This window comes from Neolewinella antarctica, assembly GCF_011927835.1.
GTDB lineage: Bacteria > Bacteroidota > Bacteroidia > Chitinophagales > Saprospiraceae > Neolewinella > Neolewinella antarctica.
In genome coordinates this window covers 181,731-195,443 of sequence record NZ_JAATJH010000002.1, presented here as the reverse complement: position 1 = coordinate 195,443, position 13,713 = coordinate 181,731, and the positions used below count along the sequence as shown (strand labels likewise).

Here is a 13,713-nt window from a genome sequence, read left to right as displayed (position 1 = left end):
GAGTTGCATTAAAATCCAGCGTACCTTGCGCCAAACCCCTTTCATTATGAGCTTAAAAACCGGCGACAAAGCCCCCCTCTTCACCCTCCACGCCTCCGACACCAAGGAAGTTTCCCTGTCCGATTACGCCGGGCGCAACGTCACGCTCCTGTTCTTCCCCCTTGCCTTTACGGGTGTTTGCACCGAAGAACTCTGCACGATGCGCGACGCGCTGGCGGACTTCAACAAAATGGAATCCGACGTGCTGGCCATCAGCGTCGATAGCCCTTTCACGTTGGCAAAATTCAAGGAACTGGAGAAACTCAACTTCCCCCTGTTGAGCGACTTTAACAAGGAAGTCAGCCGCCAGTACGGCTCCCTTTACGACACTTTCGCCTTCGGGATGGAGGGCGTCTCCAAACGGTCCGCATTCGTGATCGACAAGGAAGGCGTGGTGCGGTACGCCGAAGTACTGGAAAACGCCGGCGACCAGCCTAATTTCAGGGCGATTCGGGAAACCTTAGCGGCTTGCTAGTCGTTTGAATCACCGTATAAAAAGGTAATCCACAGCATGTTGTACGCTAGTTCCACTGACACCGATACCGAAGTTCTCCTCGAAGAGGATATCGACGTTGACTCCGGCACCCCCGCCGACCTGATCGTTTATAACGACGACCACAATACGTTCAATTGGGTGATGAAATCATTCGAGGAGATCCTGGGCCACACCAACGCCCAGAGCGAACAGCTCGCGTTGCTAATTCACCTGAAAGGGAAGGCTACGGTTAAGTCCGCACCTAAGTCTGAGTTGCGCCCTAAGAAGGAGGCGTTGGTGGACCGGGGGCTTTCGGCGGTTATTGAGGATCGGTAAGGGGTCTGGGGTCTGGGGTCTGGGGTCTGGGGTCTGGGGTCTGGGGTCTGGGGTCTGGGGTCTGGGGTCTGGGGTCTGGGGTCTGGGGTCTGGGGTCTGGGAAGATCGTATTTGAGCTGCTTTTGGTTTTATTATTTACACAGTGATACAACCGTATTCCCCAAGTCTTCTTTGAGCGTTTGTAAATCAACAAGCCATAAATTGTAGACCAAGCCTACAGACCAAAGACCCCAGACCAAAGACCAACCTTCCCCCTTGCTCTACCGCCTAAACAACCGCCACCCCGAACTCTTCCCCGATCCCCTACGCACCTCCGGCAATGGCCCGGCTTGCTTCGGCGGCGACCTGAGCCCGGAGCGCCTCCTGGCGGCCTACCAACTCGGCTACTTCCCGTGGTTCAGCGAGGGCGACCCCATCCTCTGGTGGCACCCCGACCCACGCTTTGTTATCTACCCGGAAAAACTGCGGGTCAGCAAGAGTATGCGGCCTTACTTTAACCAGGCTAAGTACACCGTTAAGTACGATACCCGCTTCGCGGACGTGATGCAGCACTGCCGCGATACTTACCGCGCCGGACAATTGGGTTCCTGGATTACGGATGAGTTGGTAGAGGGTTTCCTCGTGCTGCACGAAGCCGGCTACGCGCACAGCGTGGAAGTTTACGAAGGGGAAGAACTCGTTGGCGGTCTCTACGGCATGGCGATGGGCAAGATGTTCTTCGGGGAAAGCATGTTTCACCACCGGCCGAACGCCAGTAAGTTTGGTTTCATCACCTTGGTGCGTGACTTGCTGGCGGACGGATTTCGCCTCATCGACTGCCAGCAAGCCACCAAACACCTGACCAGTCTGGGGGGAGAAAATATTTCCCGTGCGGAATTTCTCAATCAGGTAGGAATGATCAATGAAGAGGAGACCATCCGGGGCAAGTGGGTATGATTTTTGCGGCCGGTGGATAACTCTGGCCGTTCCCGGCCGTTTACTCTTCCACATAAGCTACTACCCCATCGATTTTTTTCTTACTACCGAAGGCCGCGAAGCCCTGGACGCTCCGATTACCAAGAACCGACTCTTCGTCCGTCAGTACGGGCGGGGCGGTAAGATCATGATTTCCCTTCACGGGTTCGGCCGCAACGGGCGGCGCATGGAGCGGCTCGCTCTCGCGCTCGGTGACCACTTCACCACCTTTGCCCCCGATCTACCTTTTCACGGTAAGTCGGAGTGGGTCGACCAGCGGTACCGGCCCCGGCAGATCGGCACGATGTTCAACCAGCTACTCAAAGAATACCCTAACCGGGAGGTGTACTTACTGGGGCACAGCCTCGGCGGGCGCGTGCTGAGTAACGTGCTTCCCTTTCTGGACCACACGAAGATCATGGATCTGGCCCTCGTCGCCCCGGACGGCGCCGGCGGTCGCTACACCAACTGGATCGACACCCTGCCCTCGGCCCTCGTCAAGCCGCTCGCCATGCTGTCCGAACGCCCCCGGGGTGTCGTCAAGCTCAGTAACTGGCTGCGTAAGCGGGGCGTCATCAACAAGTATTCGGCGGAATACCTTGAGTACAATCTAAAGGATGGCACTTTCCGCCGCCGCCTGGCGGGTAGTTTGCGGAGTGTCCTACTTTTCCCACCGAGCCCGGAAGAACTGGAGGACACGCTTACCAACAGAAGCATCACCGCGACCGTCTTCACGGGCGACCGCGACCCGCTGCTGGACCTCAACCGACTTTCCGCGCTCTACGGCCCGCTGCCCTCCGTCAACGTGGTGACGTACAGTGGTAGCCACTGGCTGCCGGAGCAATTGCTCCGTGACTATTACCTTCGCCGGGGAAACTAACACTGCCCCCCCGTGCAAGAACCCCTCGCCTACGAAAACGTCGGCACCCTTTTGGACCGCACCACGCGGCTCATGAAAGCCATGTACCAGCGCGCGTTCCGTGAGGCCGGCTACAACCTCACGCCGGAACAGTGGGTGCTGATCGACCACCTTTCCAATAACGGCCCGGCGAGCCAGACGGATTTGGCGAACGGAACCTTCAAGGATGCCCCGACCGTTTCACGCATCATCGATAAACTCACCAAGAAAGAGTTCGTTGCGCGCACCCGCTTTCCGAACGACCGCCGCCGCTACCAGATCGCGCTAACGGCGTACGGAGAGGAAACGCATTCGGTCCTCAATCCGCTCGTAAAGGAACTCCGCATTCAAACCTGGGGTGGGCTGACGGAGGGGGACCACGACGAGTTGTCACGTATTCTCGACACCATTCGGGATAATTTTGCGTAGTGGGCGCGGGCGCGGGTGCTAAGTTTTTTAGATATACCAGCCCGGGCCTTTCAAAACTACGCGAAGGTTTTTTACCATTAGGTCATTTGAACCCCGATCAGCGTAACAATTTAACCCTACACAAAGAAGCCCCGTGCAAAAAGCCTACTTCATTTCCGGTATTCACACCGACGCCGGTAAGACGGTAGCCTCCGCTTTTCTCCAACTGGCCCTCGACGCGGATTACTGGAAACCCATCCAGGCCGGCGACCTGGATTTTGGGGATACTGACCGGGTAAAGGCCTGGACGGGCAGCCCCGCCGAAAGGTTTCACCCAGTCCGCCATTCGCTGCGGACCCCCGCCAGCCCCCACTACGCCGCTACGCTCGACGGTGTTCAAATAAACCTGGCCGATTTCACCCTTCCCTCCCCCACGCGCAACGCGCTAGCTAGTCCCGCATTCAGTCGGGGCGACGCGCTAGCTAGTCCCGCACTCAATCGGGGCGACGCGCTAGATGGCCCCGCACTCAGTCAGGACGACCGCGCACCTTTACTAGTAGAAGGCGCCGGTGGCTTACTCGTCCCAATCAACGACCGGGAAACCGTCGCGGATTTAATTAAATACCTGGGTCTCGAAGTCATTCTCGTATCCCGTCACTACCTGGGTAGTATTAATCACACAATGTTGAGTATCGCGTACCTACGGAGCCAAAACATCCCACTGGCGGGATTGATCTACTCCGGCGGCGACAGCCCCGAAACCGTCCGCATCATCGGCGAACAGACCGGCGTCTGGCCCTTAATTGAGTTACCGGAGCTAAAAGAAATCAATCAAACCACGCTTACCGAACTATCGGAAACCAAGAGCGAGGAAATCAGGAGAAAGCTAGGTCTTAGTATCGATTAAATTCCTACCGCCTACCACCCTAAGAAAGCGCTTCAGCTTTCTCCTCACTCAGTACCATTTGCACTCTCGCTCCTAATCCTTCCAGCACATCCTGCGCTGCGGCCAGCGACTTGACGTTATTTTTAATCATGGATAGCCGACGCGTGGATTGCTTCAGCTTCAAACCGCGCATCACGCCATCTTTGGCCAGTGTATCGTTCAGGGCCCCAAAGGTGGGTGACTCGTAGTAAAGACTCTGCGCATCCTCGACGAACATACAGATGAGCTTGTCATTCTTGAGCACCACGCGATCGAAACCGAGCTCCCGACACAACCACCGCAGACGTAGACCGTCAAAAAGCTCCTCTACTTCCCGGGGAATTTTACCGAAGCGATCCGCCAGTCCGCTAGCAAACTTGGCAAGTTCCTCTTCCGTACTTAATTTATCCAGTTCCTGGTACAGCCGCAACCGTTCTTGCGTACTCTCCACGTAAAGCGTCGGGATGTGCATTTCCGTATCCGTCTCGACGGTCACGTCCGTAACGAAATTGGAAACTTCCTGCAACTGCTCGGCGAAAACGTCGCGGAATTCTCCCTGTTTAAGTTCGCGCACGGCCTCCTCGAGAATACGCTGGTACGTCTCGTACCCCATATCGGAAATAAAGCCTGATTGCTCGCCACCCAGCAGGTTACCCGCACCCCGAATGTCGAGATCCTTCATGGCGATATCGAACCCGGAACCCAAATCGCTGTGTTCCTCCAAGGTCCGCAAACGCTTACGCGCCTCGGAGGTGAGCACGGAAAGCGGTGGCGCAATTAAATAACAATAAGCCTTTTTATTCGACCGCCCCACTCGACCCCGCAATTGGTGCAAATCGGACAGGCCGAATTGATGGGAATTATTGATAATGATGGTGTTCGCGTTAGAAATGTCCAGACCCGTCTCAATGATATTCGTACAAATTAATACTTCGAACTTACGATCGATAAATTCAATCAATGTTTTTTCTAAGTTCTTTGGGTCCATCTGCCCGTGCGCCACGGCGAACTGGACATCAGGGCAAAGCTTCCGTAGCATAACGGCCATATCCTGCAGTGACTTCACCCGGTTATGAACGAAAAAGGCCTGACCGCCACGAAATACTTCGTTTTCAATGGCTTCTTTAATAATCGCCTCATCAAATTGCCGGACTTCGGTGTGAATCGGTTGGCGATTCAGTGGAGCAGTCCGGAGAACGGACATATCCCGCGCGTTCATGAGGCTGAACTGAAGCGTTCGGGGAATTGGCGTAGCCGTCAGCGTAAGCGTATCGACGTTAACCTGAATCGACCGCAGTTTTTCTTTAGCCTTCACGCCAAATTTCTGTTCTTCGTCAATGACTAATAAACCTAAGTCCTTAAAGCCAACCCGTTTACTGAGAATGGCGTGGGTACCAATGACTAAATCAATTTTACCTTCCTTTAAATCTTTATAGATCTGCGTTTTCTCTTTGGCCGAGCGGAAGCGGTTGACGTAATCCACAACAATCCCAAACGGTTCGAGCCGCTCCTTGAAGGTGCGGTAGTGCTGCAGGGCGAGAATTGTCGTGGGCACGAGAATGGCCACTTGCTTCCCGTCCTCCGCAGCTTTAAAGGCAGCACGTAGCGCAATTTCCGTTTTACCGAAGCCTACGTCACCACAGATCAGCCGATCCATGGGGTAATCTTTCTGCATGTCCCCCTTAGTGGCGTTGGTAGCAGTTAGCTGATCGGGCGTGTCCTCGTACATGAAGTTAGCCTCCATCTCATTTTGCAGATGACCGTCGGCCGGGAAGGCGTGGCCCGGGGCGGCCTTGCGCTTGGCGTAGAGCTTAATGAGCTCACCGGCCATGTCCTTCATTTTCTTCTTCGTCCGCGCCTTCATGTTCTTCCATGCGTCGCCACCGATCTTATCGAGGCGCGGCAGGGAACCTTCCTTGCCGGTGAATTTGGAAAGCTTGTTGAGCGTATTGATGCTGACGTAGAGCACGTCGTTATTCTTGTAGATCAGGCGGACGGATTCCTGCGTCCGACCGGCAACTTCCAGTTTCTCAAGACCGGAAAAACGGCCGACGCCGTGGTCGAGGTGAACGACGAGGTCGCCGGGGCTGAGGTCACGCAGCATCCGCAGGTTAAGGGCACGGTCTTTGGTAAAGCCCTTCCGAATACGGTAACGGTGGTACCGCTCGAAGATTTGGTGATCGGTGTAAAAGGCCGCCTGCATTTCCGGATCGGTAAAACCGGCGTGAATGGCCAAATTAAGCGGTTCGAAGCGAACGCTGGCTTCCAGGTCTTTGAAGATAGAGTAGAAACGCTCGATCTGCTTGGGGTTACTGGCGAAGAGGTAGTTCGTCAATCCGCCGGAGGTATTTTCCAGCAGCTTACGAATCAGCAAATCCATGTTTTTGTTAAAACTCGGCTGGGGCTTGGCGCGGCAGTCGATCGTCTTGGTCATCTTCATCGGCTGCTTGTAGTCGGTAAAGAAGACGATGGGTTTGCCCTCCACGTCCTGGAGGACTTCGCCTGGGCGGATAAAGGCGCGGTCGTTGAACAGCTGCTTGAGCTCTTCGTCGTCGACAATTGTGAGGTTTTTGGCGAAAGCATTGGCCTTTTCGTAGGCTTCGTTCAGCTTATCCATCAGGAGTTGGAAGTCCTTCATCCAGATGGTCGTGTTTTCCGGGAGGACTTCGAAGATGGAGGTCTTCTGGTCGCGCCCGAACTTAGTGTTGATGTTCGGGACGATGCTGACGTATTCGACATTATCCTGACTGAGCTGCTCCATCGGGTCGAAGGTGCGGATGCTTTCGATCTCCTCATCGAAAAGCTCGATGCGGTAGGGGTACTCGTTGCCGTAGCTGAAAATATCCACGATACCGCCGCGGATGGAAAACTGGCCGGGTTCGTAGACGAATTCCTGACGGCTAAAACCATATTCGACGAGGATCTCGATGATGGTATCTACGTCTAGGTTCTCGCCTTTGGTCAGCTCGATGCGCGCGTTAGTTAACTCAGCCGGGGCAACGACTTGCTCGAAGAGGGCTTCCGGATAGGTAACGACAATCTCCCCTTTGGACCGGGAGTGGGTGAGGTAGTTGATCGTCTCGGTGCGCAGCAGCACGTTCGTATGATCGAGCACTTCGAAGTAAAGTGGCCGGCGGAAGCTATCGGGCATGAGCCGGATCTGCTTCTTGGGCAACAGCGCGGAAATAGTATTCTGGATGTAGGCGGCTTCTTCCTTGTCGGTAGCTACGATCAGGTAGTGGCCACCCGCTTTGCGGTAGCTTCCCGCGATTAAAAAGCTTTCGAGGGCACCGGCTAGCCCCTTCAGTTGTAGGCGCGCGCCCTTGTTTTCGCGGGTGTGTTTTGTTAGGTCAGCGATCCGGGGGCTATCGGCGTAGCGGGTCAGGATTGCTTCGGCGGGGTTGGGTGTTGGCATTGGGGGTGTAACCTTGATGTTTGGGTTTCTGTTTGGGGTTTGGTGCTTTTTCGGGGTGCCTCCGGCGGTTTCCGGAGGAGGTGGGAGGAGGGTAAAAGAGGAGAGAGGAGGAAACAGAAAGGTAAATTAAGGAAATATGTTTTTATTTTTTGTTCTAAACATTTTGTGTTTTTATTGAAGTTGTCTTAGCTTTGAATACACAGCAGATATTACATGAAGCACATAACACAAACACAAAAGCTTAGTCTCCAAGAGGTCAGCCAGATCGTGGTACACGAAATTTATCAGACTTACTTTACTTACGGGCCGGGACTATTTGAGAAAATCTATGAGGCTACTTTGGCCGGAAGGTTACGAGACAGAGGTCTACGCGTCGAGCGCCAAAAGATGATTGTTGTCTCAAATCAATACGTCCGAGAAGAGATAGCTTTTTACGCTGACCTCATTGTGGAAGACCAAATCATTATTGAACTCAAATCAGTAGAAAAATTACACCCGATAGCTTTCACTCAATTGAGATCCTACCTAAAGTTAACTGGTATAGAAGTTGGTCTACTGGTAAATTTCAACTGTGACATACTAAAGAAAAACATTCACCGAGTAGTCAACAATTACGACTCCCACCGCCACCGGATTAACCTTCAAAAAACAGGATAACACCCCTTCTTCTTCCCCCCTCCTTTTCCTTCTTCTCTCGTCCTCCGGAAACCGCCGGAGGCAATCAAGATTCCACCCGAATCATCTCAACAACAGCAGCAATCCAACGCGGGTCATCATTCAAAGAAGGCACCAAATCAATGTGCTCCCCACCCCACTCCTCGAACTCTTCCTGGTACTCCAGCCCGATCTCAATCGTCGTCTCCAAACAATCACTGACGAAGGCGGGGCTGAAACAGAGTAGGCGTTTTGCGCCTTTTTCCTTGGCTAAATCTTCCAGGGTGTCAATTGTGTAAGGCTTCGCCCAGTCGTCAAAGCCGAGGCGGGATTGAAAAGAGGTCGTGTACCGCTCCTCCGCCAAACCGAGCTCGGCGGCGATGGCGCGGGTGGTGGCAAAACACTGCGCGGAATAACAGAACTGGTTCACTTTTTGAATGCTGTGACAACAGCTCGACGTGCCGTCCGCGTAACAGTAGCAATCGGACGGATCACCTTTCTTCAGTTGCCGTTGTGGCAAACCGTGGTAGCTAAAGATGATGTGGTCGTAGTCGTCCAGGCCACCCATATCGCGGGCGTTGTCGGCGAAGACCTTGATCAGGGCGGGGTTTTCGTAGTAGCTGTTGACGAGGTTGACGTTGGGGATGAGCTGTTCCTTACTCAGTAAACGCATCACTTCCTGGTGGACGCTGCCGGTCGTGGCGCTGGCGTACTGCGGGAAGAGGGGGAAGATGGTGACGGAACTAACGCCGGCGTCCAGTAGCTCCTTCAGGGCGGAGGCGATGCTGGGGTTTTGGTAGCGCATGGCGAGGCGGACCTCGTATTCGTCACCGAGCGATTTAGCGACTTCTTTCGCGAGGATTTCACCGTAGTACTTCAGTGGGCTACCGTTTTCGGTCCAGAGTTCCTGGTAGAGTTTGGTGGAGCCGCCGGTCTTGAAGGGGTTGGCAATGCCGGAACGGATCGGCGCGATGATGCCGCGTACGAGCACTTGCTGGGCAGCGCCGGGGAGATTATCGATGACGCGTGGGTCGGTCAAAAACTCGCCGAGGTAACGGTTGACGGCCCGGGGCGTGGGGGCATCGGGGGTACCGAGATTAACCAACAGGACGCCTTTTTTGCCGAAGTGTTCTTGTACGTGCATAGGTGCATAAACCGGCCCGGGGGTGCTTGGTTGTAAAGCCCGTGTCATTGCTCTTTTCCTGACTTCCCTTGCACCCGCGACCACGCCCATTTAAAGTCTATGGTCTTTGGTCTTTGGTCCTATAGTTTCCGCTGGCTTGGGAGAGCTTTTAGTTTTTGGAGATCGATTAGGCCCGTCAACACCGCTACGAGGAGACCGCCGCCGCCAAGCAAGAAAAGGGAGAGTAGCCAGGGTGTTTGGAGCAAAAAGAGGGCGAGGCCGCAGGTGCCAAGTAAGCTGGAGAAGAGCAGGGCGGGTAGAAATCCGACCGCGCCGAGGGGGATTTCGAGCCAGCGGTGCGCCAGGAATAATTGCGTAATGGAAACGAGGCCCTGGGTGGCGAGCGTCATCACCGCCGCCCCGACCGCCCCGTGGGCAGGCAGCAAAAGCCAGTTGCCACCGACGTTGATCAGCAGACCAAAAGCATAAACGTAGTTCATGCGACCGATCAAGCCGGTGGCGCTCAGCAGCGAGCCGTACGCGTAGTTTACGCACTGGGCCACGAAGGTCAGGGCGAGCGCCATCAGGATGAGCCCAGTGCGCTGGTCCGCAAAATCGTAGAGCAACTCCACCACCGGCTGCGCGGTCAAAAACAGCGGCACGGCCACGCAAACCGACCCCACCAGTAATAAACGCACGCTAAATTTCAACAGCGGTTTGATGTCCTCCCCCGTCGCCCGCATCCGTGCGTACATCGGGATGAGCAGGCCGGCCAGTAGCCAGCCCACCATGTTCATGGCGTCCAGCAGGCGGTAGGCCGCCGCGTAGTGATTTGCTTGGATGGCCCCGTCCGGCAGCAGCCGCTCGATCATCACCGCGTCGATACGGGAGTAGGCGACCGTGAGAAAAACGGCCATCACGAAGGGCGCCCCGCCCCGCAGTAGTTCCGCGAAGCGCCGGCGCTCGAACCGGGGTAGTTTATTCGGTAACCGACTCCAGACGGCCACCAGTAACGCCACCGCCGTAATTCCCCAGGCAGCCAGCTGCAGCCCGGCGAACCGCTCGATCGTCAGCAGCTCCGGCGCAAACACCAGAATTCCACCGACTGACACCGTCATCAACACCTTATCCAGCACGCTGAACCAGCCGTCCAGCGCGTACCGCCCCAGGCCGGACAAATTCGACCGCAGATAAAGCACCACCGAGTTAAAGAACTGCACCGCCCCGGCCAGCACCAGCAGCGCCATGGCTTCCGGCCCGTACCCCATCAGCTTACCCACCAGCAACAGCAGCAAAAAAAAGACCGATCCGAGGATGATCTTCAGGCCAATGAAGTAGGGAAAATAGACCGCCAGCCGCTCCCGGTCGCCACTCAACTCCTTGCTGTTGTAGAGTTGCAAGCCAAAATCCGCCACCACCTGCAGCAAAATTCCCAGGCCTAGTAAGCTGAAGTACAGGCCGTAATCCCCCTCCGGCAGCGTATTCTGTACGACCCGCTCCACCGCAAAGAGGTACACGCCCTTCACCGCGAGGTTGAGGCTTACCTGGAAGACGGCGTTGCGGAAGAATTCGTTGGTCATGTTTAGGCGGTAGGGAGATTAGGCGGTAGGAGGGTAGGAAGATTAGGCTGGTAGGCGGTAGAAAGATTAGGCTGGTAGGCGGTAGGCCCTCGCGTCAGTATCTACAGTCTACCGCCTACCCGCCTACCGCCTAAAATCTCCGCAAGAACGCTATTTTTACCAGACCAAAGACTACGGACCTCAGACTCCAGACCACAGACCCCAGACCTCCCATGCCCCTAAGTATCCTAATCATCAACGGCCCCAACCTCAACTTACTCGGTAAGCGCGAACCGGACATCTACGGCGAGGATACGTTCGACGACTTCATGATCCACCTGAAGGGAAAATTCATCGACGCGGACGTGACGCTGGAATATTACCAGAGTAACCACGAAGGCGAACTGCTCGACAAGCTCCACGAAGTCGGCTTCGACTACGACGGCATTATCCTGAACGCCGGCGCTTACACCCACACTTCGATAGCGCTAGCAGACGCGATCAGCGCGATCAAAACACCGGTGGTGGAAGTCCACATCTCTAACGTCCACAAGCGGGAAGCCTTTCGGCATCACTCCTACATCAGCTCCGTAGCGGAAGGAATCATCATCGGTTTTGGCCTCAAAGGTTACGAACTAGCGGTGGAATATTTCATCTAGTTGCCTCCCTTCCGAAAGCGGGCCGCACGATAAAACTACCCGACACGCACATTCCTCTTTTTGTGCTTTCTTTGTTTCTTCCGTGTTTTTTGTGTTGAGAACAAGCCCCCACAAATAGCGATTACGTGCGCAGTAGGATAGCTTTTTCAAACCAACCAAAGCACCCCAAAAAGCGTTTACACAACAGACAAAAAATCTAAATACCCCTACATGGCTTTCACAGATCGTTTCAAAAAATCGAGCAACCCCGTCCTGAGCGAGGAGCGCCTACAGAGTGCTTCCCGGTCCGACGGCGGTTCTACCAGCATCGACTACGACGGCGGCACCTCAACGGTGTCCGGCGCGGTAAACAAGTCTTTTATTCTGGGCTTTTTGCTGCTGCTCACTTCTTTTTACGCCTTTGCTAACCCCTCCACGCTTTTCGTGTGGGGTGGTGCGATCGGTGGTCTTGGCTTGGTAATCGCCATGTGCTACAAGCCGAAGTGGTCCTCCACGCTGGCGCCCATTTATGCGCTGGTCGAAGGACTCTTCGTCGGTAGTATCTCGGCCACTTACGCCGCTTCTTTCGGCATCGGACTGGTCTTTCAGGCGATCCTACTGACCATCTCCCTACTCTTCATGATGCTATTCATTTACAAGACGGGCATCATCAAGGTGACCGAGAAGTTTCGCACGGGCGTGGTCATGGCAACCGGTGCCATCTTCGTCGTTTACATGGCTAACATCGTGCTCGGTATGTTCGGCATCAACATTCCCTTCCTCCACGAAGGCGGCATGATTGGTATTGGCATCAGCGTGGTTATTATCATCGTTGCGACGCTTAACCTCCTGCTGGATTTCGATAGCTTCGAGCGCATCGAAGCCGTCAGTGCACCCAAGTACATGGAATGGTTCGTCTCCATGGGCCTCATCGTAACGCTCGTTTGGCTTTACCTGGAGTTGCTCCGTTTGCTGTCCGTTCTTTCGGGCGACGACTAAGTGAATTTCAGCTCAGGACGTAGCGTTCTAAAATAAACAAAGGGGAAGTTGGACGATCGTCCAACTTCCCCTTTTTCGTACAGCCGAAAATAAAAACTAGTGAGTGTAAAACGAGGCTGTGTAATCTTTCATCATCAAAACTGTTGGGGAAACGGTGGCGGTGGGCCGGACGCTGCCTAATGAAGGAAATCTTTTTTGAGTAGTGGTCTGCTTTATCAAACTGACGCACCAGTCAACCATAAGCCTCCAGTAGCAACCGCACGTACAGCATCCGTGCTGCCTCGATCTCCGCTAAATAAATAAACTCATCCGCCGTGTGGCTCCGCGCGCTGTCCCCGGGCCCGAGCTTCAACGTTGGAAATGGCATCAGCGCCTGGTCACTCAGCGTAGGCGAGCCGTAGAGCACCGATTCCGGCCGTGCCACCCTACCCGCCCGGACGAGCGCGTGGTCCGCACTGATCCGGCTCGACTGCAAGCGCAGGCTCCGGGGCGTGAGCGTAGCCGTCTCACAGATCGTACGGAGTTCACCCACCGCCTCTTCGTTCGTGTACAACTCGTTGACGCGTAAGTCGATCTGGAAGGTGGCCCGGTCCGGGACAACGTTGTGCTGGGTGCCGGAATTAAGTACGGTTACGGTTGCGTTCGTGGGGTCCAGCACCGTACTGATCCGCGTAAACACGTGGCTTCGGATTGCTTGGATTGCGTCAAGCGCCAGGTAAAGCGCGTTCACCCCTTCCTTCCGCGCGGCGTGGCCACTCTTCCCAAAAGTTTCACCGTCAATCACGACCAGCCCCCGTTCGGCGATGGCGTAGTCCAGCAAAGTAGGTTCGCCGACGATCGCGGCGTCAACCGGACCGAGTAACGGAAGCACGGCGGCAATGCCGTTCGGACCGCTGATCTCTTCCTCCGCCGTAGCCGCCAAAATTAGGTTACAAGCTAAGCGGGGGTCGTTCTCCAGCGCCACGAACGCCGAGATGAGCGCGACGAGCGCACCACCGGCGTCGTTACTCCCGAGCCCGTATAGCTTACCGTCTTCCACGTCCGCCGCGTGGGGGTCGCGGGTGTAGCCGGCGGCGACCTTTACGGTGTCGTGGTGGCTGTTGAGGAGGATGACGGGGCGGCCCGCCGTCCAGTTACGGGCTTTTAGCCAGACGTTATTCAGGTGCCGGCGCGGCTTCAGGCCTCGTTCTTTCAAAAAGGACTCCAGCAGGTCGGCCGTCTTGTCTTCCTGCCGGGATAGGGAAGGCGTGCTGATCAGTTGGCGGAGTAGAGCTACATACATAGTTTTGG

Annotated in this window: 13 protein-coding genes; 9 read left to right on the top strand and 4 right to left on the bottom strand. The window is 55.2% G+C overall.

The window, feature by feature from the left end; translation table 11 throughout:
* Positions 1-46: 46 nt before the first annotated feature.
* The 6 genes from GGR27_RS06140 to bioD all read left to right on the top strand — a co-directional run bounded on the left by GGR27_RS06140 (position 47) and on the right by bioD (position 4,017).
* Positions 47-514: a redoxin domain-containing protein gene (locus GGR27_RS06140; protein ID WP_168036543.1), complete on the top strand. Its 468-nt coding sequence runs from the start codon at positions 47-49 to the stop codon at positions 512-514.
* A 36-nt stretch (positions 515-550) separates the two neighbouring features.
* Positions 551-850 carry an ATP-dependent Clp protease adaptor ClpS gene (locus GGR27_RS06135; RefSeq protein WP_168036542.1) on the top strand — a complete coding sequence of 100 codons (300 nt, stop codon included), beginning with the start codon at positions 551-553 and terminating at the stop codon, positions 848-850.
* A 255-nt stretch (positions 851-1,105) separates the two neighbouring features.
* Positions 1,106-1,786 (top strand): leucyl/phenylalanyl-tRNA--protein transferase, encoded by a 681-nt coding sequence (aat, locus tag GGR27_RS06130; protein ID WP_168036541.1) that lies wholly within the window; start codon positions 1,106-1,108, stop codon positions 1,784-1,786.
* Positions 1,752-2,684 (top strand): alpha/beta fold hydrolase, encoded by a 933-nt coding sequence (locus tag GGR27_RS06125; protein ID WP_168036540.1) that lies wholly within the window; start codon positions 1,752-1,754, stop codon positions 2,682-2,684. The genes aat and GGR27_RS06125 overlap by 35 nt, the downstream gene beginning before the upstream one ends.
* A gap of 12 nt (positions 2,685-2,696) precedes the next feature.
* A complete protein-coding gene (locus tag GGR27_RS06120; protein WP_168036539.1) occupies positions 2,697-3,131 on the top strand; it encodes a MarR family winged helix-turn-helix transcriptional regulator in 435 nt (144 codons plus the stop codon).
* Positions 3,132-3,264: 133 nt separating this feature from the next.
* Positions 3,265-4,017, top strand: a complete 753-nt coding sequence (bioD, locus tag GGR27_RS06115; protein ID WP_168036538.1) for an ATP-dependent dethiobiotin synthetase BioD — start codon at positions 3,265-3,267, stop codon at positions 4,015-4,017.
* Between the two features lie 19 nt (positions 4,018-4,036).
* Here bioD and mfd read toward each other — a convergent pair whose 3' ends face one another.
* Positions 4,037-7,450, bottom strand: a complete 3,414-nt coding sequence (gene mfd / locus GGR27_RS06110; protein WP_168036537.1) for a transcription-repair coupling factor — start codon at positions 7,448-7,450, stop codon at positions 4,037-4,039.
* A gap of 213 nt (positions 7,451-7,663) precedes the next feature.
* On the opposite strand from mfd, the gene GGR27_RS20540 reads away from it, so the two are divergent.
* Positions 7,664-8,107, top strand: a complete 444-nt coding sequence (locus GGR27_RS20540) for a GxxExxY protein (RefSeq protein WP_168036536.1) — start codon at positions 7,664-7,666, stop codon at positions 8,105-8,107.
* A 64-nt stretch (positions 8,108-8,171) separates the two neighbouring features.
* Here GGR27_RS20540 and hemH read toward each other — a convergent pair whose 3' ends face one another.
* Both hemH and GGR27_RS06095 read right to left on the bottom strand, forming a co-directional pair.
* On the bottom strand, positions 8,172-9,248 hold the full coding sequence (hemH, locus tag GGR27_RS06100) for a ferrochelatase (RefSeq protein WP_168036535.1): 1,077 nt from the start codon (positions 9,246-9,248) through the stop codon (positions 8,172-8,174).
* Positions 9,249-9,367: 119 nt separating this feature from the next.
* Entirely contained in the window at positions 9,368-10,807 is a 1,440-nt protein-coding gene (locus GGR27_RS06095) for an oligosaccharide flippase family protein (RefSeq protein ID WP_168036534.1), read from the bottom strand.
* A 212-nt stretch (positions 10,808-11,019) separates the two neighbouring features.
* On the opposite strand from GGR27_RS06095, the gene aroQ reads away from it, so the two are divergent.
* Positions 11,020-11,445: a type II 3-dehydroquinate dehydratase gene (aroQ, locus tag GGR27_RS06090; RefSeq protein WP_168036533.1), complete on the top strand. Its 426-nt coding sequence runs from the start codon at positions 11,020-11,022 to the stop codon at positions 11,443-11,445.
* 210 nt (positions 11,446-11,655) lie between these two features.
* Positions 11,656-12,423, top strand: a complete 768-nt coding sequence (locus tag GGR27_RS06085; RefSeq protein ID WP_168036532.1) for a Bax inhibitor-1/YccA family protein — start codon at positions 11,656-11,658, stop codon at positions 12,421-12,423.
* 232 nt (positions 12,424-12,655) lie between these two features.
* Here the strand turns inward: GGR27_RS06085 and GGR27_RS06080 are convergent, their stop codons facing one another.
* A complete protein-coding gene (locus tag GGR27_RS06080; protein WP_168036531.1) occupies positions 12,656-13,705 on the bottom strand; it encodes a M20/M25/M40 family metallo-hydrolase in 1,050 nt (349 codons plus the stop codon).
* Positions 13,706-13,713: the final 8 nt, after the last annotated feature.